This is a genomic window from Streptococcus caballi DSM 19004, assembly GCF_000379985.1.
GTDB lineage: Bacteria > Bacillota > Bacilli > Lactobacillales > Streptococcaceae > Streptococcus > Streptococcus caballi.
Genome location: NZ_KB904086.1, coordinates 1 through 21,444, shown reverse-complemented (window position 1 = coordinate 21,444; position 21,444 = coordinate 1). Strand labels below are relative to the sequence as shown.

The 21,444-nt window shown below is 37.7% G+C and carries 21 protein-coding genes and 1 pseudogene; 17 read left to right on the top strand and 5 right to left on the bottom strand.

The features are described from left to right. From A3GS_RS0107415 to rlmH, 3 genes are all read right to left on the bottom strand, one after another. A partial coding sequence (locus tag A3GS_RS0107415; protein ID WP_018364512.1) for a transposase occupies nucleotides 1-181 on the bottom strand: 181 nt, incomplete at its 3' end. Nucleotides 182-302: 121 nt separating this feature from the next. Then, a complete protein-coding gene (locus A3GS_RS0107410; RefSeq protein ID WP_018364794.1) occupies nucleotides 303-992 on the bottom strand; it encodes a YoaK family protein in 690 nt (229 codons plus the stop codon). Nucleotides 993-1,007: 15 nt separating this feature from the next. After that, nucleotides 1,008-1,487: a 23S rRNA (pseudouridine(1915)-N(3))-methyltransferase RlmH gene (rlmH, locus tag A3GS_RS0107405; protein WP_026216321.1), complete on the bottom strand. Its 480-nt coding sequence runs from the start codon at nucleotides 1,485-1,487 to the stop codon at nucleotides 1,008-1,010. Between the two features lie 207 nt (nucleotides 1,488-1,694). On the opposite strand from rlmH, the gene A3GS_RS0107400 reads away from it, so the two are divergent. The 9 genes from A3GS_RS0107400 to mfd all read left to right on the top strand — a co-directional run bounded on the left by A3GS_RS0107400 (nucleotide 1,695) and on the right by mfd (nucleotide 13,319). Next, the gene (locus A3GS_RS0107400) at nucleotides 1,695-2,921 is read left to right on the top strand and encodes a S1C family serine protease (RefSeq protein ID WP_018364792.1); all 1,227 of its coding nucleotides are present in this window, start codon (nucleotides 1,695-1,697) and stop codon (nucleotides 2,919-2,921) included. A 62-nt stretch (nucleotides 2,922-2,983) separates the two neighbouring features. Further along, complete coding sequence (locus A3GS_RS0107395) at nucleotides 2,984-3,757, top strand: ParB/RepB/Spo0J family partition protein (RefSeq protein WP_018364791.1); 774 nt, start codon at nucleotides 2,984-2,986, stop codon at nucleotides 3,755-3,757. Nucleotides 3,758-3,959: 202 nt separating this feature from the next. After that, entirely contained in the window at nucleotides 3,960-5,321 is a 1,362-nt protein-coding gene (gene dnaA / locus A3GS_RS0107390) for a chromosomal replication initiator protein DnaA (protein ID WP_018364790.1), read from the top strand. Between the two features lie 154 nt (nucleotides 5,322-5,475). Next, nucleotides 5,476-6,612 carry a DNA polymerase III subunit beta gene (dnaN, locus tag A3GS_RS0107385; RefSeq protein WP_018364789.1) on the top strand — a complete coding sequence of 379 codons (1,137 nt, stop codon included), beginning with the start codon at nucleotides 5,476-5,478 and terminating at the stop codon, nucleotides 6,610-6,612. A gap of 708 nt (nucleotides 6,613-7,320) precedes the next feature. After that, entirely contained in the window at nucleotides 7,321-7,524 is a 204-nt protein-coding gene (locus A3GS_RS0107380) for a DUF951 domain-containing protein (RefSeq protein ID WP_018364788.1), read from the top strand. Between the two features lie 8 nt (nucleotides 7,525-7,532). After that, on the top strand, nucleotides 7,533-7,886 hold the full coding sequence (locus tag A3GS_RS12380) for a hypothetical protein (RefSeq protein ID WP_018364787.1): 354 nt from the start codon (nucleotides 7,533-7,535) through the stop codon (nucleotides 7,884-7,886). An 85-nt stretch (nucleotides 7,887-7,971) separates the two neighbouring features. Further along, a complete protein-coding gene (gene ychF, locus A3GS_RS0107370; protein WP_018364786.1) occupies nucleotides 7,972-9,087 on the top strand; it encodes a redox-regulated ATPase YchF in 1,116 nt (371 codons plus the stop codon). A 144-nt stretch (nucleotides 9,088-9,231) separates the two neighbouring features. Further along, nucleotides 9,232-9,801 carry an aminoacyl-tRNA hydrolase gene (pth, locus tag A3GS_RS0107360; protein ID WP_018364784.1) on the top strand — a complete coding sequence of 190 codons (570 nt, stop codon included), beginning with the start codon at nucleotides 9,232-9,234 and terminating at the stop codon, nucleotides 9,799-9,801. A gap of 2 nt (nucleotides 9,802-9,803) precedes the next feature. Then, nucleotides 9,804-13,319, top strand: coding sequence for a transcription-repair coupling factor (gene mfd, locus A3GS_RS0107355; RefSeq protein WP_018364783.1), 3,516 nt, complete (start codon nucleotides 9,804-9,806; stop codon nucleotides 13,317-13,319). 312 nt (nucleotides 13,320-13,631) lie between these two features. On the opposite strand, the gene A3GS_RS0107350 is transcribed toward mfd, so the two are convergent. After that, nucleotides 13,632-14,177: a DUF6261 family protein gene (locus A3GS_RS0107350; RefSeq protein WP_276106914.1), complete on the bottom strand. Its 546-nt coding sequence runs from the start codon at nucleotides 14,175-14,177 to the stop codon at nucleotides 13,632-13,634. 261 nt (nucleotides 14,178-14,438) lie between these two features. Here A3GS_RS0107350 and A3GS_RS0107345 point away from each other — a divergent pair, with 261 nt between their 5' ends. The 8 genes from A3GS_RS0107345 to ftsH all read left to right on the top strand — a co-directional run bounded on the left by A3GS_RS0107345 (nucleotide 14,439) and on the right by ftsH (nucleotide 20,889). Further along, complete coding sequence (locus A3GS_RS0107345) at nucleotides 14,439-14,753, top strand: TfoX/Sxy family protein (RefSeq protein ID WP_018364781.1); 315 nt, start codon at nucleotides 14,439-14,441, stop codon at nucleotides 14,751-14,753. A 261-nt stretch (nucleotides 14,754-15,014) separates the two neighbouring features. Further along, entirely contained in the window at nucleotides 15,015-15,287 is a 273-nt protein-coding gene (locus A3GS_RS0107340; RefSeq protein ID WP_018364780.1) for an RNA-binding S4 domain-containing protein, read from the top strand. Continuing rightward, nucleotides 15,274-15,645 carry an FtsB family cell division protein gene (locus A3GS_RS0107335; RefSeq protein WP_018364779.1) on the top strand — a complete coding sequence of 124 codons (372 nt, stop codon included), beginning with the start codon at nucleotides 15,274-15,276 and terminating at the stop codon, nucleotides 15,643-15,645. Before A3GS_RS0107340 ends, A3GS_RS0107335 begins: the two co-directional genes overlap by 14 nt. A 2-nt stretch (nucleotides 15,646-15,647) precedes the next feature. Next, the gene (locus A3GS_RS12375; protein WP_083901878.1) at nucleotides 15,648-15,770 is read left to right on the top strand and encodes an SP_0009 family protein; all 123 of its coding nucleotides are present in this window, start codon (nucleotides 15,648-15,650) and stop codon (nucleotides 15,768-15,770) included. A gap of 10 nt (nucleotides 15,771-15,780) precedes the next feature. After that, nucleotides 15,781-17,067 (top strand): serine hydrolase, encoded by a 1,287-nt coding sequence (locus A3GS_RS0107330; protein WP_018364778.1) that lies wholly within the window; start codon nucleotides 15,781-15,783, stop codon nucleotides 17,065-17,067. A 1-nt stretch (nucleotide 17,068) separates the two neighbouring features. Further along, nucleotides 17,069-18,334 (top strand): tRNA lysidine(34) synthetase TilS, encoded by a 1,266-nt coding sequence (gene tilS, locus A3GS_RS0107325; protein WP_026216320.1) that lies wholly within the window; start codon nucleotides 17,069-17,071, stop codon nucleotides 18,332-18,334. A gap of 14 nt (nucleotides 18,335-18,348) precedes the next feature. After that, entirely contained in the window at nucleotides 18,349-18,891 is a 543-nt protein-coding gene (hpt, locus tag A3GS_RS0107320) for a hypoxanthine phosphoribosyltransferase (RefSeq protein ID WP_018364776.1), read from the top strand. Between the two features lie 24 nt (nucleotides 18,892-18,915). Continuing rightward, a complete protein-coding gene (ftsH, locus tag A3GS_RS0107315; protein WP_018364775.1) occupies nucleotides 18,916-20,889 on the top strand; it encodes an ATP-dependent zinc metalloprotease FtsH in 1,974 nt (657 codons plus the stop codon). 233 nt (nucleotides 20,890-21,122) lie between these two features. On the opposite strand, the pseudogene A3GS_RS12370 reads toward ftsH, so the two are convergent. Further along, a pseudogene (locus A3GS_RS12370) lies at nucleotides 21,123-21,444 on the bottom strand (transposase); the annotation flags it as partial.

Below are 21,444 nucleotides of genomic sequence, written 5' to 3'. Positions count from 1 at the left end.
CAGGGTCAAGACTAGGACGCCCTGTTTCATCGCTATAGCTATCTGCGACTAAGTCATAGATAAAGGAGAAGTCAATAGCTTCCTCTATTTGACGAAGGAGATGATCTTGAGGAACAAGGTCATCTAAACTGTAGAAACCAAATTGACCGCGTTTGTAGGCTGGGTTTTCTTTGTGTAACATAGCGACGCTCCCTCTGTTTATTAACTGGATTCCTATCTCTATTATATTACTTTACACATGAAAAAGCCGTTAGAAATAAAATTCTAACGACTTTGTCTTCATTCTGAACTCATAGCATTAGCTATGAGTTTTTTCTTATTTCAAGGTACAAAATATAGTTCAAAACTAATATTGGAAAAAGAGAGAGATAGAGGGTGTATTCTTTTAAGTAATTAACTAAAATGGCAGAGCTGCCAACACCTATCATAAAAGAGAATAAGATAACAGCTATATTTCTAGCTTTTTTCAGAGCTTCATGATTGTTCTCCTTAATTCCCTGTATCAACAACTTTGAAATGGATCTGATATTTCCTGTCATCATAATATTAGCATAAGGTACACCCCTTATTTTTCTAAAGGTATCTACCTGCACTGAAGCGTAGAAAGAAAGAATGATAATGGGAATAGCTGATGAGTTCAAAGGTGCTAAAATGCAGGTTATCAACAAAAGTACTAGTAAAATGTGACCACTAAAAATATGCCAGTGAACGTTTCGCTTACTTGCCCAATCTCTGACAAGATATGTAAAAATCTGTCCTAACATAAAGACGATAATAGGTACTAGGTAGGAAAGAGATTTTGACCACTCACCTTCTGATAGATGTATCATCAAATAAATCAAATTACCAGTCTGCATTCCAGCAAATCGTCCTCCCTGCGTCAGATAGGTAAAAGCATCAATAAAACCACTGACAAATGTCAGCATGACTGCCACTCGCAGACCTTCAAAAATTCTGTAATCTCTTTTTTTATCAAATAGTTGCTTAAACATTAGTCAATCTCCTAATTACTTATGATATGGACTACCTTGTTGAATCATAAAAGCACGATAAATTTGCTCAATGAGGACTAGTCGCATTAGCTGATGAGGTAAGGTTAATAAGCCAAAACTCATTAAAAGGTTAGATCGCTTCTTGATTACAGGTGCTAAGCCTAAACTTCCTCCAATAATAAAAGTAATATCTGAGAATCCTTTTAAAGTCGCTTCCTCAATGACTTTGCTAAATTTTTCAGAAGGAAACTGCCTACCCTCTATTGCTAAAACAATGACAAATTCTCTCTCAGAAATCTTGGCCAATATACGCTCTGCTTCCTTAGCCATAATATTCATTTTTTCTGCCTCACTGGCTTTATCAGGCATTCTTTCATCTGGCAATTCAATTATTTCTAATTTGGTAAAACGAGACAGACGTTTACTATATTCAGAAATACCATCTTTCAAATATTTTTCCTTCAGTTTTCCAACTGTAATCATTTTTATTTTCATAGTATCTATTTTAGCATATATGCACAAGCTTTTCACATCTTATCCACATGTGAATTATTTTTTATCATGTAGAAAATCCTGCTATTTCAGTAAGTATTCACTATCTCAAAAAGTTTTCCACAGGTTGTGGATATTTTCATTTTTCCTTTTTTAAGTTATAATTAAGTCAGATTTTATATGATAATAGAAAAAGTTGGAGGTATTCCTTTGAAAAAAATTAATTTAAGTTATTGGGGGAAACTGGTCTTACTCATCATTGCAGGCTTTGCAGGAGGAGCTTTGGCAACTGTCATCATCAATCAAGCTAATCCCAGCACAACTAACCAAGCAGTGACAACTAGCAAAGTTTCTTACAAAAACAAAACGAACACAACTGAAGCAGTAAAAACGGTACAAAATGCCGTTGTGTCTGTTATTAATTATCAAGAAAGCTCATCTAATCTATCTGATTTTTACAGTCAAATGTTTGGAGGAAATAATTCTCAATCACAATCTTCTGATGACGAATTGTCTGTCAACAGTGAAGGGTCTGGAGTCATCTATAAAAAAGATGGCAAATATGCTTACCTTGTTACCAATAATCACGTTATCTCAGGTGCTAAGCGTATTGAAATTCAACTAGCTGATGGGACAAAAGTTGTCGGTGAACTAGTTGGTGCCGATACTTATTCAGACCTAGCTGTTGTCAAAATTTCTTCTGATAAAGTAACGAGTGTTGCAGAATTTGCTGACTCATCAAAATTAAGTGTTGGTGAAACTGCTATTGCAATTGGTAGTCCTCTAGGAACTGAATATGCCAATTCTGTTACCGAAGGTATCGTATCAAGTCTTAGCCGGACAGTGACCATGACAAACGATAGTGGTGAAACCATTTCAACCAATGCTATTCAAACTGATGCAGCTATTAACCCTGGTAATTCAGGTGGCCCTCTGATTAATATTGAAGGACAAATTATTGGTATCAATTCAAGTAAAATTTCGTCAACCTCAACCTCAGCTTCTGGAACCTCCTCTGGAGACTCTGTAGAAGGAATGGGCTTTGCTATTCCATCCAATGACGTTGTCAAAATCATTAACCAACTAGAGAAAAATGGCCAAGTCGAGCGACCTGCATTAGGTATTTCAATGGCTAATCTAAGCGAATTGTCAACCAACGCAATTAGTCAACTAAATATCCCACCAAGTGTCACTAGCGGCATCATCGTAGCATCTACCTATTCTAATATGCCAGCTGAAGGTAAGCTCAAAAAATATGATGTTATCACTGAAATTGATGGCAAAGAAGTAAGCTCAACAAGTGATCTTCAAAGCATTCTCTATGGTCACTCTGTTGGTGATTCCATCAAAGTTACTTTCTATCGTGGAACAGACAAAAAGACTGTAACAATTGAACTGACTAAAACTACTCAAGACCTCCCTAGTAGTAATAACTAAACTTGACAGTTTACTAGAAATACCTTTACAATATTGTAAAGGTATTTTTTATAGGTAAAATTATGACAGAAAAACTAGTATCACTCAATATCAAAGATATCACCCCCAACCCTTATCAACCTAGAATTGAGTTCAAACAAGAGGAATTAGCAGAATTAGCTCAATCTATCAAAGAAAATGGACTCATTCAGCCTATCATCGTTCGCCCATCAGCAGTATTCGGTTACGAGCTGATCGCTGGCGAAAGAAGACTCAGATCTGCTCAATTAGCTGGCTTGAATGAGATTCCTGCTATTGTCAAAGAACTTTCAAATGAGGAAAGTATGAGACAAGCTATTATTGAAAATTTACAGCGTTCAAATCTCAATCCAATAGAAGAAGCTAAAGCTTATCAGCAATTGATTGAAAAAAATCAAATGACCCATGAAGAACTAGCTCAATCAATGGGGAAATCACGACCATACATTACAAATTCCTTGAGATTATTAAATCTTCCAGCGGATATTTCAAAAGCTCTGGAAAAAGGCGATATTAGCTCAGGTCACGCGCGTATCCTCTTAAGTCTTCCAAATCCTCAACAACAAGAAGAATGGTATCAGAAAATTCTTGATACTAATATTAGTGTTCGACAATTAGAGCATGCTGTCAAAAGTAAGCAAAATAAAAAGCAATTCTCCAAAACTAATAATATCTTTCTGAAAGATAAAGAAAAAAAGTTAGCAAAACTATTAGGCACCAAAGTTTCTCTCTCTATCAATAAAGCTGGGACAGGGCAGCTCTCTATCCAAATTACTTCCGAAGAAGAATTAAACAGAATTATCAACAAGCTGACTTAGCTTGTTGATTTCTTTTTTTCTTTGGTCTATTTATAAACAGTATAAAAGTCCTAAAATTCCTTATTTTAATGGCAAAAAGACTATTGTCCACATGTTGTGGATAACTTTGATAAACAATGTGGATTTTCTTTTTCACACTTGTGGAAAACTTTTTTCTTTTATGTTAAAATAGATGGAGAATTATCCACAAGAGGAACCTACAATGACTGAAAATGAACAAATTTTCTGGAATAGGGTTTTGGAACTGGCACAAAGTCAATTAAAACAGGCAACTTACGAATTCTTCGTATCTGATGCCAAATTAATCAAAGTTGACAATCAGGTCGCAACTATTTATCTTGACCGTATGAAAGAATTATTTTGGGAGAAAAATTTAAAATCAGTCATTTTAACGGCTGGCTTTGAAATTTTCGATGCTGAAATAGCGGTTGACTATATATTTGACGAAGATCTTGCCAATCAAAATGACCTAAATACTCCAGAAACAGCTAATACAGCTCCATCTAAAACTAGCTCTCTATTACCAGAGGTTCAATCTGACCTAAATCCAAAATATACTTTTGACAATTTTGTCCAAGGAGATGAAAATCGCTGGGCTGTTGCGGCTTCTATTGCTGTTGCTAACACTCCAGGAACCACTTACAATCCCCTTTTTATTTGGGGGGGACCAGGCCTTGGTAAAACACACTTGCTAAATGCTATTGGAAACTCTGTTTTGAAGGACAATCCACATGCTCGCATCAGGTACATTACGGCTGAAAACTTCATTAATGAGTTTGTCAGCCACATTCGGCTTGATACAATGGATGAACTCAAAGAAAAATTTCGTAATTTAGATGTTCTACTTATTGATGATATCCAATCATTGGCTAAAAAGACCCTGTCGGGCACGCAAGAGGAATTTTTCAATACCTTCAATGCACTTCATGATAATAATAAACAGATTGTCTTAACAAGTGACCGTACACCTGATCATTTGAATGACTTGGAAGAGCGTTTAGTTACACGTTTTAAATGGGGGTTGACGGTTAATATCACACCGCCAGATTTTGAAACTCGTGTTGCTATTTTGACCAATAAAATCCAAGAATATAGCTATGATTTTCCGCAGGATACTATTGAATATTTAGCTGGGCAATTTGATTCTAACGTTCGAGATTTGGAAGGAGCTTTGAAAGATATCAGTCTCGTCGCTAATTTTAAGAATGTTGATCGCATCACTGTTGACATCGCTGCGGAAGCCATCAGAGCTCGCAAACAAGATAGCCCTAAAATGACCATCATCCCTATTGAGGATATTCAAAGCCAGGTAGGTAAATTTTATGGAGTTACTGTCAAAGAGATCAAAGCAACCAAGCGTACGCAAGACATCGTTCTAGCTCGTCAGGTTGCCATGTATCTGGCTCGTGAAATGACAGACAACAGCTTACCCAAGATTGGTAAAGAATTTGGTGGACGAGATCATTCGACTGTTCTCCATGCCTATAATAAAATCAAAAATATGATTGCTCAGGACGACAGCCTTCGCATCGAGATTGAAACAATAAAAAATAAAATAAAATAGTCTTGTGGAAAAGAAATCAGAAACAATAACAGTTATCCACAGGTTGTTAACAACTATCAAGCTATATATTACACGATATCAGGTCACTTATCCACGTTATCCACAATACCTACTATTACTACTAACTTAATACTAATAAAATAAAGGAGTCTTCATGATTAATTTTTCAATCAATAAAGCCTTTTTCCTCCAAGCTCTTAATGCAACTAAAAGAGCTATATCCTCTAAAAATGCTATTCCTGTTTTATCCACAATAAAAATTGATGTGAAAAACAATAGCATTACCTTAACAGGCTCAAATGGTCAAATTTCCATTGAAAATACTATTCCAAGTTCGAATGAAAATGCTGGGTTGTTGATAACTTCTCAAGGGGCTATTCTCTTGGAAGCTAGTTTCTTTATCAATATCGTTTCCAGCTTACCAGAAGTTAGTCTCGATTTTAAAGAGATTGATCATCACCAAGTTGTTCTAACCAGTGGCAAATCAGAAATTACCCTCAAAGGGAAAGACGTCGAGCAATATCCTCGTCTACAAGAATTAGCTACTGACAGTCCTCTTATTTTAAAAACTAAAGATCTTAAAGAGATCATTGCTGAAACAGCTTTTGCAGCGAGTTTACAAGAAAGCCGTCCAATTTTGACAGGGGTTCACATGGTACTCAGTAATCATTCTGATTTTAAGGCAGTTGCCACAGACTCTCATCGTATGAGCCAACGTAAACTTATTCTAGAAAATGCTGCCAATGATTTTGACATTGTGGTTCCAAGTAAGTCTCTTCGCGAATTTTCAGCTGTTTTTACAGATGATATTGAGAAAGTTGAAGTTTTCTTCTCAGATAGTCAAATGCTCTTTAGAAGCGATTATATTAGTTTCTACACGCGCCTTCTAGAAGGAAACTATCCTGATACAGACCGTTTATTGACATCTAATTTTGAGACTGAAGTTATTTTTAATACAAATTCCCTCCGTCACGCTATGGAACGTGCCTTCCTCATTTCCAATGCAACTCAGAACGGAACAGTCAAGCTTGAAATTTTAAGCGGATCAGTAACAGCCCATGTTAATTCCCCTGAAGTTGGTAAAGTAAACGAAGAATTAGACACCGTCAGTCAATCAGGCAGCGATTTGACAATCAGCTTTAATCCAACTTACTTGATTGAAGCTTTAAAAGCTTTGAAAAGTGAAACAGTTGTTATCCGCTTTATTTCCCCTGTCCGTCCCTTCACTTTGACCCCAGGTGAAGAAGCGGAAAACTTTATCCAACTAATCACTCCTGTTCGTACCAACTAGTCTTAGAACTCCTTTTTAGGAGTTTTTTTATGTTATAATGGGATTAATGACAATAGACATAATCGTTCATCCCCATTTAGGTTATTATCAAGTATGAGAAACAGTTGATTAAGTGAAAGTTTTAATAAAGAAGATGTAAAGATTTTCTTTAACTAGATGGACAGATGACGAAAAAGAACAGGCCAAAGAGAGTCTGAATACTACCGTTCAGAGGCTTTCCTCCCATATTGTCGAAGGGGGGATGCTACCTTGTTAAAAATTTTTTTAATTTCTTCCCCCTCCCTTGTCCGTTTCATTATTGGGACTGGGAATGATGTTTACCAGCCTTGACTTAGTTTTTGTAACTGGAGTTGTCAAAAAAAAACAACGTCGAAGTTAAGCCACTTTCTCAATAGATGGTATTTTGGAAATTAACTTATATTTTGCTGGCTATAGCTTTTCTTCTAGAGAAGCCCTCTGTCACTGTTTATTTAGTCATCAATAATCGTCAGTAACATTTGGAAAATATTTTTCCAGTGTTTAAAGTTACTCTTGAACTTAGTTTTGAAAAACATAAGAAATCAAAATACTTTTATCATCGCTCATTAATCAGGTGGCGTCACGGGTTCCTAAAGGAACAACTGTTGAAATTGAGGGAGAAATTTTGTCAGAAACAATCTCTCATCTGGCAGCACAAAAGCATTTTATATATTTGTAAAGGAGACTACGATGTACCAACTTGGAAGTCATGTTGAAATGAAAAAACCACATGCCTGCACCATAAAGGCAACAGGCAAAAAAGCAAACGAGTGGGAAGTCATTCGTCTTGGTGCCGATATTAAAATTCGCTGCACCAATTGTGATCATATTGTCATGATGAGTCGTCATGATTTTGAACGAAAAATGAAGAAAGTTCTGTCAGGTGAAGTTTAGTTGACAGGTTGCAACTGTTGGTTGCGAGAGTTTCTGAAGTGTTGCTAGTAAACTATTTATACCTAAGTTACACTAAACTTAGAAAAAGAGGAGGAATTAAAAATGACTCAATTAGCACAACAATTCGAACTTTACGTACAGCCAAGAACCTGTCTCAAGATGAGCTGGCAGAAATTTTTGATGTCAGTTTGGATTATCTGGTTTTGGGAAAAGAACCTAAGAAGGAAATTGTAGTAGAAAAACAAGGAAAGATGAATGCTTGGGAATTCTTTTCTGAATATTGGTGGGTAGTTATACCAATCATGATAATAGCATTTGGTTTATTTGCAGCTGCAATGAAAGTTACTCAAAAGTTTGGTTAATTTTTGAATCCTGTCATTTGGCAGGATTTTTATCTACTTTTCTGCTATAATAGTCATGATCGAATTTTTAATTGGAGAGTAAAAAATGGCTTTAACAGCAGGTATCGTTGGTTTGCCGAACGTTGGTAAATCAACTCTATTTAATGCAATTACAAAGGCAGGTGCAGAAGCTGCCAACTACCCATTTGCGACTATTGATCCAAATGTCGGCATGGTAGAAGTTCCAGATGAGCGTTTACAGAAGTTGACAGAGCTCATTACCCCTAAAAAGACAGTACCAACAACTTTTGAGTTTACTGATATTGCAGGTATTGTAAAAGGAGCTTCAAAGGGTGAAGGTCTTGGAAATAAATTCTTGGCTAATATCCGTGAGGTTGATGCTATCGTTCACGTTGTTCGTGCCTTTGATGATGAAAATGTTATGCGTGAGCAAGGTCGTGAGGATGCTTTTGTAGATCCTTTGGCGGATATCGATACAATCAATTTGGAATTGATTTTAGCTGACCTAGAATCAATCAACAAACGCTATGCGCGTGTTGAGAAGATTGCGCGTACGCAAAAAGATAAAGACTCGGTAGCTGAGTTTAATGTTCTTCAAAAAATCAAACCAGTCCTAGAAGATGGAAAATCTGCTCGTACCATTGACTTTACAGACGATGAACAAAAAATCGTGAAACAACTTTTCCTTTTGACAACTAAACCAGTTCTTTATGTGGCTAATGTTGATGAAGATAAGGTAGCTAATCCGGATGATATTGAATATGTTAAACAAATACGTGATTTCGCAGCTACTGAAAATGCTGAAGTCGTTGTCATATCAGCGCGTGCTGAGGAAGAAATTTCAGAGCTGGATGATGAGGATAAAGCATTCTTCCTTGAAGACCTCGGTTTAACAGAATCTGGTGTCGATAAATTAACTCGCGCAGCCTACCACCTACTTGGTCTTGGAACTTATTTCACTGCTGGTGAAAAAGAAGTACGTGCTTGGACATTTAAACGTGGCATTAAGGCACCGCAGGCAGCAGGGATTATTCACTCAGACTTTGAACGTGGATTTATTCGTGCGGTAACCATGTCTTATGATGACCTTATCAAATATGGCTCAGAGAAGGCTGTACGAGAAGCGGGTCGCTTGCGTGAAGAAGGTAAAGAATATGTTGTCCAAGATGGGGACATTATGGAATTTCGATTTAATGTCTAAAGATTGTAAAGATAAAATAAGCTATCAGGCTGGAAATAGACTTCCAGTCCTTTTGGCGTCTTGTGCTAATAGAGAATCAAAAACGGACGAGCTGGCGTCACCAAGGTGTAGTTTGAATTTTCAAATAAAATGGAAGGAGAAAAAATGGCAAAGATGATTGTTGGTTTGGGAAATCCAGGCTCAAAATATAATGATACACGCCATAATATTGGTTTTATGGCCGTTGACAGAGTAGTAAAGAATCTTGACGTTAACTTTACAGAAGATAAAAACTTTAAAGCAGAGGTTGGTTCAACATTTTTAAATGGTGAGAAGGTTTATTTTGTTAAACCAACAACTTTTATGAATAATTCAGGCATTGCTGTTAAGACCTTGTTAACTTACTATAACATTCCAATTGAAGACGTAATTGTCATCTATGATGATTTAGATATGGAAGTGGGTAAAATCCGCTTTAGACAAAAAGGTTCGGCTGGCGGACATAATGGTATTAAGTCTATTATTGCTCATCTGGGAACACAGGTATTTGATCGTATTAAAATTGGAATTGGCCGTCCAGCTCAAGGAATGACAGTCATTAATCATGTTCTTGGAAAATTTGCTACGGATGATCAAATAAAGATTGACAATACACTTGACAAAGTTGACGATGTTGTCAATTTCTATTTACAATCAGGTGATTTTGAACAAACCATGCAGAAATATAATGGGTAACTATGAATATTATTGATTTATTCTCTAAAAATAAGGAATTGCAGCACTGGCATGCTGGTCTATCTACACGCGGACGTCAGTTGGTTATGGGATTTTCAGCAGCCAGTAAGGCTCTTGCTATCGCTTCAGCTTATCAGGCTAACGAAGAAACGATTGTACTAATTACTTCAACACAAAATGAAGCAGAAAAATTGGCGGCTGATCTGTCAAGTTTGATAGGAGAGAATCAAGTTTATCAATTTTTTGCTGACGATGTAGCAGCGGCAGAATTCATCTTTGCTTCTTTGGACAAGACGATTTCACGCCTGAGTGCCTTAAATTTTTTGCTGGACAAAGGGCAAAAAGGTATTTTCATCACAAGTTTAGTTGGTAGCCGTATTCTGCTGCCTAATCCTAAAACTTACCAAAAAAGTCTCTTAAATTTTCATCTTGGTCAGGAATGTGATTTGGATAAAGTTGTTAAGTCTTTGATGAATCTTGGTTATGAGCGTGTTTCTCAAGTCTTCAGTCCAGGTGAATTTAGTCGCCGTGGTGATATCTTAGATATTTATGAAATCACCGAAGACCTTCCTTATCGCCTTGAATTTTTTGGTGATGAAGTTGATGGCATCAGACAATTTGATTTAGAGAGCCAGAAGTCTGTTTCAAATTTGGAGCAGGTTGAAATCTTTCCTGCCAGTGATATTATCTTGTCAGATAAGGATTTTGCACGGGCCAGTGAAAACTTAGAGAGACAGGCAGAACTGGCTAATGAGGATCTTTCTTCTTATTTGAGCGATTTTTTGTCTGTCACAAAAGATCATTTTCAACATAAGGATATCAGAAAGTTCCTGTCTATCTTTTATGACAAGCAATGGACTGTGCTAGACTACATTCCGTCGGGGACACCTGTCTTCTTTGATGATTTTCAAAGAATTATTGATCGAAATGCTAAGTTTGATTTGGAAGTTGCCAATCTCTTGACTGAAGATTTACAGCATAGTAAAGCAATGTCAAGTTTGTCTTATTTTGCGGATAACTACCAAACTTTAAGACAATACAAGCCGGCTACCTTCTTTTCCAATTTCCATAAAGGTCTGGGAAATATCAGATTTGATAGCATTCATAACCTGACTCAGTATCCCATGCAGGAATTTTTCAATCAATTTCCGCTTTTAGTGGATGAGATTCATCGTTATCAGAAGTCGCATGCGACAGTTTTACTTCAGGTTGATTCTCAGAAGGGCTTAGAGCGACTACAAGAAACTTTGAAAGAATATGACTTAGACCTGTTAATCTCTGATGCTAAAGACATCAAAGAAAAGCAAGCTCAGATTATCGTAGGTAATCTATCTAACGGTTTTTACTTTGCTGATGAAAAAATTGTTCTCATCACTGAGCGAGAGATTTACCACAAGCGTGTCAAGCGTCGTGCCCGTCGCTCAACTATCAGTAATGCTGAGCGTTTGAAGGATTATAATGAATTGTCTGTTGGCGATTACGTGGTTCACAATGTTCATGGGATTGGTAAATATCTAGGAATTGAAACAATTGAGATTTCAGGTGTTCACAGAGACTATGTCAGCATTCAGTACCAAAATTCAGATCGCATTTCTATTCCTGTTGAGCAGATTGAAATGTTGTCAAAATATGTTTCAGCAGACGGTAAAGAGCCAAAGGTAAATAAACTCAACGACGGTCGTTTCCAGAAAACGAAGCAAAAAGTCAGCAAACAAGTTGAAGATATTGCAGATGACTTGTTGAAATTATATGCGGAACGTAGCCAGCAAAAAGGTTTCCAATTTTCAGCAGATGATGACTTGCAACATGAATTTGACAATGATTTTGCTTATGTAGAAACAGAGGACCAGCTGCGCTCAATCAAGGAAATCAAGGCTGACATGGAGAGCAGCCGTCCCATGGATCGCTTGCTGGTTGGAGATGTTGGTTTTGGCAAGACAGAGGTAGCCATGCGTGCTGCCTTCAAGGCAGTCAAGGATCATAAGCAGGTTGCTATTTTGGTACCAACAACAGTCCTGGCCCAGCAACACTATGAAAATTTCAAGGCTCGTTTTGAAAACTATCCGGTTAATGTGGATGTGCTCAGTCGTTTTCGTAGTAAAAAAGAGCAGACTGAAACATTGGTGCAATTGAAAAAAGGTCAGACAGATATTATTATCGGGACCCATCGCCTCTTATCAAAAGACGTTGAATTCTCTGATTTGGGTCTTATCATTATTGATGAGGAGCAGCGCTTTGGTGTTAAACACAAGGAAAGACTCAAGGAGTTGAAAACAAAGGTGGATGTGTTGACCTTGACAGCAACGCCTATCCCACGTACGCTTCACATGTCCATGCTGGGCATTCGCGACTTGTCAGTTATTGAGACACCACCGACTAATCGCTATCCTGTCCAAACTTATGTTTTAGAAACAAATCCTGGTTTAGTTCGTGAAGCCATTATACGTGAAATAGACCGTGGCGGCCAAGTTTTCTATGTTTACAATAAAGTTGACACGATTGATAAAAAAGTAGCAGAACTTCAGGAATTAGTACCTGAAGCAAGCATTGGTTTTGTCCATGGTCAAATGTCTGAAATTCAGCTAGAAAATACTCTGATGGATTTTATCAATGGTGACTATGATGTTTTAGTAGCTACGACAATCATTGAAACAGGTGTTGATATTTCTAATGTTAATACGCTTTTCATCGAAAATGCTGACCACATGGGCTTGTCAACCTTGTATCAACTTCGTGGGCGCGTTGGCCGTTCCAATCGGATTGCCTATGCCTACCTTATGTATCGCCCTGATAAAGTTTTGACCGAGGTTTCTGAGAAACGTCTGGATGCTATCAAGGGATTTACAGAGTTAGGTTCTGGCTTCAAAATTGCCATGCGTGACCTTTCCATCCGCGGAGCTGGTAATATTTTAGGAGCATCGCAGAGCGGTTTTATTGATTCGGTTGGTTTTGAGATGTATTCTCAGCTGCTTGAGGAAGCTATTGCAAAAAAACAAGGCAAATCACAGGCGCGTCGTAAAGGAAATGCAGAAATCAACCTACAAATTGATGCTTATTTGCCTAGCGATTACATTTCTGACGAGCGTCAGAAAATTGATATTTACAAGCGCATTCGTGAAATTGAAAATCGTAGTGATTATCAAGAATTGCAGGATGAGTTGATGGATCGCTTTGGCGATTATCCAGATCAAGTCGCTTACTTAATTGAGATTGGTCTTCTCAAAGCCTACATGGATGCTGCTTTTGCAGAACTCGTAGAGCGTAAACAAGACAAAGTGAACGTTCGTTTTGAAAAAGCTTCGCTAAAATTCTTTTTGACGCAAGATTACTTTGAAGCTCTTTCTAAAACCAATCTCAAGGCACAAATCAGTGAAAATCAAGGAAAAATTGAAGTTATCTTCAATGTCCGCCAAAAGAAGGATTATGAGATTTTGGAAGAACTCATCAAATTTGGTCAAGGATTTGAAGAAATCAAAGCTCGTAAGACAGCGGATAGTGTTAAGGAAAGCGGCGGTTAGTAGGTTATCTTATCAAAATTTTCAACTTTAAGTTTCAATTAAGAAACCTTTCAGCTTTATTTAAGCTAGTCTTCGTATACTATAACCATCCTAAAACTTTTCTTTTTCATAAATCTCCTAGATCAGCCTTCAAGTCATCTTGGGGGCTGAGCTTTTTATACTCTATAGTAGCTGTTGTATATGTGGTTGTAGGTTTTGAAGGTCTACGACTATGGTAAAATCTCCTAAGAGGACACTGATTAGTAGCGGTGCTCTTTATTTTGTGGCCTAGTTAACCTCCCAAGGACATGTATCGGCTTGGGTTTATTTTATCTATTTGTCATTTATTTCAGGTATGGTTTCTGTTTCTTCTTTCTTTGGTGATTTGCGGTGGGCTGGGATGTCAGCATAGATTTTGCGGCTAGCGTTGAGTACCCTGATGAGGGCCTGGTAGTCCTTATCTTTCTGACGGCGATTGTAGATTTCCACCAAGTCGACGAAATCCTGATAGCTGCCGGCCTGCAGCTCTTGGCGAATGGTCTTGACGTCGTAAACTATCTTGGTTGCTTCGCTAGTTGAGCGATGATTGTAACGTTCAAGAAAGACTTTCTGACTAGCGGTCAGACGAGCAGCGAAACGATTGATGTCCAAGTCAGTAATAGCTTTTGCTACATTATCCTTGAGCTGCTCCAACAAGTAGTTGATTTCAGCGGTCTCAGTCTCATGATTGACTGCTGAGGTTTTACGGTAGTTGTTAAAAATCACTTTCAGTAGGCTGTATGCCTCTTTTTCGGTCGTGTCACGACTACTGCTATAAGGTTTTAGGAAAGATAGCAGATCTTTAAGGTAGATGTCTCGTTCTTTATCGGCCTTAGTGATGGTAGCAGCCTATTCGGTGATGACCACTTGCTTCTTGACACTCTTAATTGGTGCAGCTGAGTGCCTATGTTTCCCATCAGACCAATAAGCAAGTCATCTTTTAGTGAGATTTAACTGGCATCAAAGTCCGTTAAAAACTGATAGATGATAGTTTTAATAGTGACTCAGCTGTTTTCAAAATGCTATAATTACTGGAGGGGGGAATAATCTTTTTTGTTTATAAAGAGCTAAAGAAATTAGAATTTGAAGTAGGTAATCATAATGAATGAATTTAACGAATTGATTCGTGAAGTTTTTTCCGTAGCAGGAGATATTGCCATAAAATCCATGATGGGCGGATATCTTGTATATTTTAACGGTAAGCTGATAGGTGATATTTGCAATAATGAACTGTTTTTAAAGAGAACGCCGACATCGGACAGGATGCTTGTAGATTCCAAACTGCGTTATCCGTATGAAGGTTCAAAGACCTTGATGCATGTATTCGACAAATTTGAAGATACCGATTTGATTGTAGAATTATTGGGCGGCATGTATGCGGAACTGCCCGAAAAGAAACCAAAGAAAGCCAAATAAGACTGGTAAATTCCAGTTTATCAAGGCCAATAAAACAAAATATAGAGACTGTTTCAGTTCCTATGGACTTAGTCATTATGAAATAATGTTTTCTCTATGTTTCATGTCAAACATGCCTGTTTATCTTTAGGTGAGTTGTCCTCTTCTGGTCAAGACGAGAGCTTTTGAGCTCTCTTTTTGTTACATTCTATTGACAATTAGAGCGTAGCTCTGCTATTTTCTCCAAAAAATGATAAAATAAATAGGATTGTGAGGTAGAGTATGAGATTAGACAAGTATTTAAAAGTATCACGGATTATCAAGCGTCGCCCAGTGGCTAAAGAGGTCGCTGATAAGGGGCGTGTCAAAGTCAATGGCGTGCTAGCCAAGTCGTCCACAGATTTGAAAATCAACGATGAGGTTGAAGTGCGTTTTGGAAATAAGTTGCTGACGGTGCGAGTGCTTGAGATGAAAGACAGCACCAAGAAAGAAGATGCCAGCAAGATGTATGACATCATCAATGAAACAAGGATAGCGGCAGATGAAGAAGCCTAACATCGTTCAACTGAATAATCAGTATATCAAGGATGAAAACATCAAAAATCGCTATGAAGAAGAGAAGACGCGCAAGCGCAATCGACTGATGGGCTGGATATTGATTGTTATCATGCTACTTTTTGTTTTGCCGACTTATAATCTTGTTAAGAGCTATATCAATCTGCAGAAGCGTGAAGAGCAGGTGGTGAAGCTACAAAAGGAATACAAGACAATCAAAGAGGAAACAGCTGCTCAAAAGACCTTGGCTGAACGGTTGAAAAATGACACTTATGTTGAAAAATATGCTAGAGCCAAGTATTACTTATCAAAAGAGGGAGAGGTTATTTACCCAGTCCCAAGTTTACTACCAAAATAAAAATGGAACATTTAATTGAAGTTGTTGAAAAATTTTTAGCCTACTCCGATGAAAAGCTGGAGGAGTTAAAAAAGAAAAATCAAAGTTTGAGAGAAAATTCTGACGTAGGTCAGAAGAAACATTAGAGAGGAGCGTATGAAAAAATTATTTGCACTGATGTTGTTGCCTATTTTCTTTGTTCCTCTTTCTGCTATCAGTACAGAAAAAGATATTGCTTTATCTAATGAAGAAAAGTTTGAACTGTCAGCATCAGCTGCTACAACTAGTCTTTATTTTGATGCTATCCCGCAGAATCCTGTCCTTTCTCAAGGAAGTCCTAGTTACAAAGATGCCAATCTGACTATACCAGCAACCAATCTGCCAGCAGGAAAATCACTAAAAGTCATGGCTCTGATAGTTAATGATCAGACTATCCCTATTTTCAAATTGGCAGATGGCACTTATCTTGAGGCCAGCCGTCAGCTTATCTACGATGATGTGGTGGCCAGTCAGGAAACTGTTGATTTAACTTTTTGGTTGGAGCCCTCATTTAAACTTTACTCTGCTCCCTATGTTAGTGGTGTGACTGAAGTTAAGAGCAATCTGTCAGCCTACTCTAAGGTTCATTCGGTCGAAAAAGCGACTACTAGTCATGGAACGTACTACAAGGTAGAAGACAAAGGTTGGGTTGAAGGCGGTGCCTTGTCCTCAATTGATAATCGGATGGTCAAGGTTCAGCAAATGCTTCAAACCAAGTATAACAAGTCAAATTTTTCTATCTATGTCAAACAGCTTGACACAGGAGCTAGCGCAGGTATCAATGAAGATAAAATCATGTATTCAGCTAGTGTTGCTAAGTTGGCCACTCTCTATGAGACACAAAAGCAACTGCAAGTAGGAACCATAAAGTTAAGTGACAAATTCAAATATGTTGAGGCTGTTAATCAGTTTAAGGGAGCCTATAAGCCTGAGGGCAGCGGTAATTTGAGTAAGGTCGCTGACAATAAAGAGTATACGGTTGAGGAACTTTTAAAAGCTGTTGCCCAGCACTCTGATAATGTTGCTACGAATATGTTGGGGTATTATGTTGCTCATCAGTATGACAGCAACTTCCAGACCACCATCAATGGTCTTTCTGATTCTGATTGGAATATGGAAAAGAGAGATCTGACTGCTAGAGCCGCGGGCAATTTGATGGAGGCTATTTATCAGCAAAATGGTGAGATTATCAGCTACCTATCCTCAACTCAATTTGATGATCAACGAATTTCAAAGGACATATCGGTTCCAGTTGCCCATAAGATTGGTGATGCTTACGACTTTAAACACGATGTCGCTATTGTTTACGCTGATCAACCTTTTATTCTGTCAATCTTTACAGATAAAGCATCTTATGATGACATTTCTAACATCGCCAATGATGTTTATGCTATTTTAAAATAATATGTATCAAAAAATTTACCAAACAATTCAAAAACAAGGTCTTTTTGACAAACATAAAAAAGTATTAATAGCTGTGTCAGGTGGAGTAGATTCAATGAATCTGCTGCACTTTTTACATCTTTACAAGAAAAAGTTAGCCATTGAAATTGCTATTGCCCATGTCAATCATCATCAGCGGTCAGAGTCAGACACAGAGGAAGCCTACCTGAAAAAGTGGGCTGAGGAAAATGGCCTTCCTATTTTTGTCGCTCATTTTTCTGGAAAATTTTCCGAAAATGCTGCGCGTGAATTTAGGTATGCCTTCTTTAAGAAAATCATGAAAAAACAATCTTACACTGCTCTTGTGACAGCTCACCATGCCGATGATCAAGCTGAAACAGTTTTCATGCGTCTGATTAGGGGAAGTAGGCTGAGACATTTGTCTTCTATGCAGTCAGTTCAAGTGTTTGGGGAAGGTGAGTTGATTCGTCCATTTCTCAACATCTCAAAGAAAGAATTACCAGATGTTTTTCATTTTGAGGATTCTTCCAATGATTCATCCCAGTATCTGAGAAATCGTGTCCGAAATAATTATCTGCCAACCTTGGAGAAAGAAAATCCTCAATTCAAGCAACATTTACAAAAGTTGGGACAAGAAAGTCAGCTTGTTTTTCAAGCGCTGAATGACTTAACCCAAACGATCGATTATCAAAATTGTCAAGTTTTTTTACAGCAGACAGCAGCTGTTCAAAACATTTTACTTCAAAATTACCTTGATAAATTTTCCCAATTGAAAGTCAGTAAACAGCAATTTCAAGAAATGTTGCACCTCTTGCAAACTAAGTCTAATCTGTCCTATGCTATAAAAGCGGACTACTATCTAGTTAAGGATGAACAGTCCTTTGAAATAAAAAAAATCAGTCCTAAGACGGATGGGAAAAGGCCGCAAAAAGTATTAGAATATGACAATATTGTCAGTTATGGTCAGTATCGTTTTTCTTATCAAGCTACTGGAGAGGCAACTGTAATAGAAGTAATTCCTATCTTTGACCTGTCACCAATTATTTTGCGGTCAAGGCAGGCAGGTGACAAGATTAATTTTGGCGATTTCTCAAAAAAATTGCGTCGCTTGTTTATTGATGACAAAATTCCAAGTGAAGATAGGAAAAATGCTATTATCGCTGAGCAAAAAGGTCAGATTATTTTTGTGCTGGTTGCTGGTGAAACTTATTTGAGAAAAGCATCTAAACATGATATAATGAGGGCTAGACTGTATATTGAAAAATAGAAACAGAGGATATTATGTTAGAACAAGATATTAAAAAAATTCTCTATTCTGAAGAAGAGATTATTGCTAAAACAAAAGAATTGGGCGAGAAACTGACAAAAGATTACGCTGGAAAGAATCCTCTATTGGTTGGTGTGCTCAAAGGTTCAGTTCCTTTTATGGCTGAGTTGATGAAGCACATTGACACTCATATCGAAATCGATTTTATGGTGATTTCGAGTTATCATGGTGGAACAACTAGCAGCGGAGAAGTTAAAATCTTAAAAGATGTTGATACTAATGTTGAGGGACGTGATATTGTTTTTGTCGAGGATATCATTGATACTGGCCGTACCCTCAAATATCTTCGAGATATGTTTAAATACCGCCAAGCTAAATCTGTTAAAATTGCAACCTTGTTTGATAAACCAGAGGGACGTGTCGTTGAAATTGATGCAGATTATGTTTGCTACGATGTTCCTAATGAATTTATCGTTGGCTTCGGACTAGACTATGCGGAAAACTACCGCAATCTCCCCTACGTTGGTGTCCTAAAAGAGGAAGTCTATTCAAAATAATAGAAGAGGGTCGTTTATTACCATATGAAAAATAATAAAAATAATGGTTTTGTCAAAAATTCCTTCATTTATATTTTATTGATTATTGCTGTGATTACAGGTTTTCAATATTATCTAAGAGGAACAAGTACACAAAGCCAACAAATTAGTTATACAAAGCTTGTCAAGGAAATCAAGGCTGGCGATGTTAAGTCAATTACCTATCAACCAAGTGGTAGTATTATTGAAGTAAAAGGGAAGTACCAAAAAGCAAAAAAAGTCAAATCATCAGCTGATATGCCTTTCTTGGGAGGATCTGCTACTTCTACAGTGACAGAATTCACCTCTTTAGTTTTGCCAAGTGATTCTTCCATCAAAGATATTACAGCTGCTGCGCAAGAAAATGGTACTGACATCACTGTTAAGCAGGAAAGTTCTAGCGGAACCTGGATTTCTTATATTGTTAGCTTTCTACCACTTGTTATTACGATTGCCTTTTTCATGATGATGATGAATCAAAGTGGCGGCGGTGCTCGTGGTGCTATGAGCTTTGGTAAAAATAAAGCTAAGTCACAAAGTAAAGGTGAAATTAAAGTTCGCTTTTCTGATGTGGCAGGTGCTGAAGAAGAAAAACAAGAACTTGTTGAAGTTGTTGATTTCTTGAAAAATCCTAAGAAATATAAAAGTTTAGGTGCGCGCATTCCTGCTGGTGTTCTACTTGAGGGTCCTCCAGGGACAGGTAAAACACTCTTAGCTAAAGCCGTTGCCGGTGAGGCCGGGGTTCCATTCTTTAGTATTTCTGGTTCAGATTTCGTTGAAATGTTTGTCGGTGTAGGTGCTAGCCGTGTTCGTTCTCTATTTGAAGATGCGAAAAAAGCAGGACGCGCTATCATTTTCATTGATGAAATTGATGCTGTAGGTCGTCGTCGTGGTGCTGGTATGGGTGGCGGAAATGACGAACGTGAACAAACCCTCAACCAACTTTTGATTGAAATGGATGGTTTTGAAGGAAATGAAAATGTTATTGTCATCGCTGCAACTAACCGAAGTGATGTCCTTGACCCAGCTCTTCTTCGTCCAGGTCGTTTTGACCGTAAAGTTTTGGTTGGCAGTCCAGATGTCAAAGGCCGTGAAGCCATTCTTCGTGTCCATGCAAAAAATAAACCACTTGCTGACGATGTAGATCTCAAAGTTGTTGCTCAACAGACACCAGGATTTGTGGGGGCTGATCTTGAAAATGTTTTGAATGAAGCTGCTCTCGTTGCCGCTCGCCGAAATAAGAAAATTATTGATGCTAGTGATATAGATGAAGCTGAAGATCGTGTTATCGCAGGTCCAGCTAAGAAGGACAAACAAATATCACAGAAAGAGCGTGAAATGGTTGCTTATCACGAAGCTGGTCATACTATTGTCGGACTTGTTCTTTCAAATGCTCGTGTTGTTCACAAAGTTACAATTGTGCCGCGTGGCCGTGCAGGCGGTTACATGATTGCCCTTCCTAAAGAAGACCAAATGCTTCTTTCAAAGGATGATATGAAAGAGCAGTTGGCAGGCCTTATGGGTGGACGTGTTGCTGAAGAAATCATATTTAATGCTCAAACAACAGGTGCTTCGAATGACTTTGAACAAGCTACACAAATGGCTCGAGCTATGGTGACCGAATATGGAATGAGTGACAAACTTGGTCCAGTCCAATATGAAGGAAACCATGCTATGATGGCAGGTCAATTGATCCCAGAGAAGTCATATTCAGCTCAAACGGCTCAAATGATAGATGATGAAGTTCGTGAGCTTCTTAACGAAGCACGCAATAAAGCTGCAGACATTATTAATGGGAACCGTGAAACTCATAAATTGATTGCAGAGGCTCTTCTAAAATATGAAACGCTTGATGCAGCTCAAATAAAATCAATTTATGAAACAGGTGAAATGCCACAAGAAACAGAAGATGATAACCAAGAACATCATGCCCTATCATACGACGAAGTCAAAGAAAAAATGACAGAGTCTAAAGATTAATATCCCTAAAATAGTTTTTATAAACCTCTTTGAGTAGGCTATCTTATCTGGGCTCTTTTTTGCTAATTGTCAAGTCCATCAAGACTTTAGCATAAAAATATTTTGAGTACAGTAATCAAAATAAGGGAGTTATCTTATTTCCACTAAAGATTAGCGGAGAAAGTGCATGCAAAACCAACACCTTAATTTGTGATTTTTTGATAAGGTATTACCATAATATGATATAAACAATTTTAATGATTTTTGGTAGACGCATAACCGTAAAGTTTGTTATGCATTATGAGGTAATATATTGTTCTGATAAGACGATGTATGAAGGCAATCGTATGTGGCTTGGTTGAAGTCGTTTGCGATTGCCTTTTTCGTTTTTCATAAAAGTCTGCGAATGGCACGGCTTGGTGTGGCTAGCTGAAGCAATATTGTGAATACACTTAAAAAGAATCTTTCTGGCATAGGGATTACTACGTTTGGTGATGTGTTGCTTGGATAGAAAGTTCCCAGATTCATAGTGTCTGAGCTTAATCCCAATAAAGGCGTTGATTTGATTGGAAGACT

Bases quoted from the DNA above. Each gene is read 5' to 3' on its own strand.
- tilS (WP_026216320.1), top strand. From the start codon at position 17,069: ATGTATCAAAAAATTTACCAAACAATTCAAAAACAAGGTCTTTTTGAC.
- ychF (WP_018364786.1), top strand. From the start codon at position 7,972: ATGGCTTTAACAGCAGGTATCGTTGGTTTGCCGAACGTTGGTAAATCA.
- hpt (WP_018364776.1), top strand. From the start codon at position 18,349: ATGTTAGAACAAGATATTAAAAAAATTCTCTATTCTGAAGAAGAGATT.
- dnaN (WP_018364789.1), top strand. From the start codon at position 5,476: ATGATTAATTTTTCAATCAATAAAGCCTTTTTCCTCCAAGCTCTTAAT.
- A3GS_RS12375 (WP_083901878.1), top strand. From the start codon at position 15,648: ATGGAACATTTAATTGAAGTTGTTGAAAAATTTTTAGCCTACTCCGAT.
- dnaA (WP_018364790.1), top strand. From the start codon at position 3,960: ATGACTGAAAATGAACAAATTTTCTGGAATAGGGTTTTGGAACTGGCA.
- rlmH (WP_026216321.1), bottom strand. From the start codon at position 1,487: ATGAAAATAAAAATGATTACAGTTGGAAAACTGAAGGAAAAATATTTG.
- A3GS_RS0107335 (WP_018364779.1), top strand. From the start codon at position 15,274: ATGAAGAAGCCTAACATCGTTCAACTGAATAATCAGTATATCAAGGAT.
- A3GS_RS0107340 (WP_018364780.1), top strand. From the start codon at position 15,015: ATGAGATTAGACAAGTATTTAAAAGTATCACGGATTATCAAGCGTCGC.
- A3GS_RS0107380 (WP_018364788.1), top strand. From the start codon at position 7,321: ATGTACCAACTTGGAAGTCATGTTGAAATGAAAAAACCACATGCCTGC.
- ftsH (WP_018364775.1), top strand. From the start codon at position 18,916: ATGAAAAATAATAAAAATAATGGTTTTGTCAAAAATTCCTTCATTTAT.
- A3GS_RS0107330 (WP_018364778.1), top strand. From the start codon at position 15,781: ATGAAAAAATTATTTGCACTGATGTTGTTGCCTATTTTCTTTGTTCCT.
- mfd (WP_018364783.1), top strand. From the start codon at position 9,804: ATGAATATTATTGATTTATTCTCTAAAAATAAGGAATTGCAGCACTGG.
- A3GS_RS0107345 (WP_018364781.1), top strand. From the start codon at position 14,439: ATGAATGAATTTAACGAATTGATTCGTGAAGTTTTTTCCGTAGCAGGA.
- A3GS_RS0107395 (WP_018364791.1), top strand. From the start codon at position 2,984: ATGACAGAAAAACTAGTATCACTCAATATCAAAGATATCACCCCCAAC.
- pth (WP_018364784.1), top strand. From the start codon at position 9,232: ATGGCAAAGATGATTGTTGGTTTGGGAAATCCAGGCTCAAAATATAAT.
- A3GS_RS0107410 (WP_018364794.1), bottom strand. From the start codon at position 992: ATGTTTAAGCAACTATTTGATAAAAAAAGAGATTACAGAATTTTTGAA.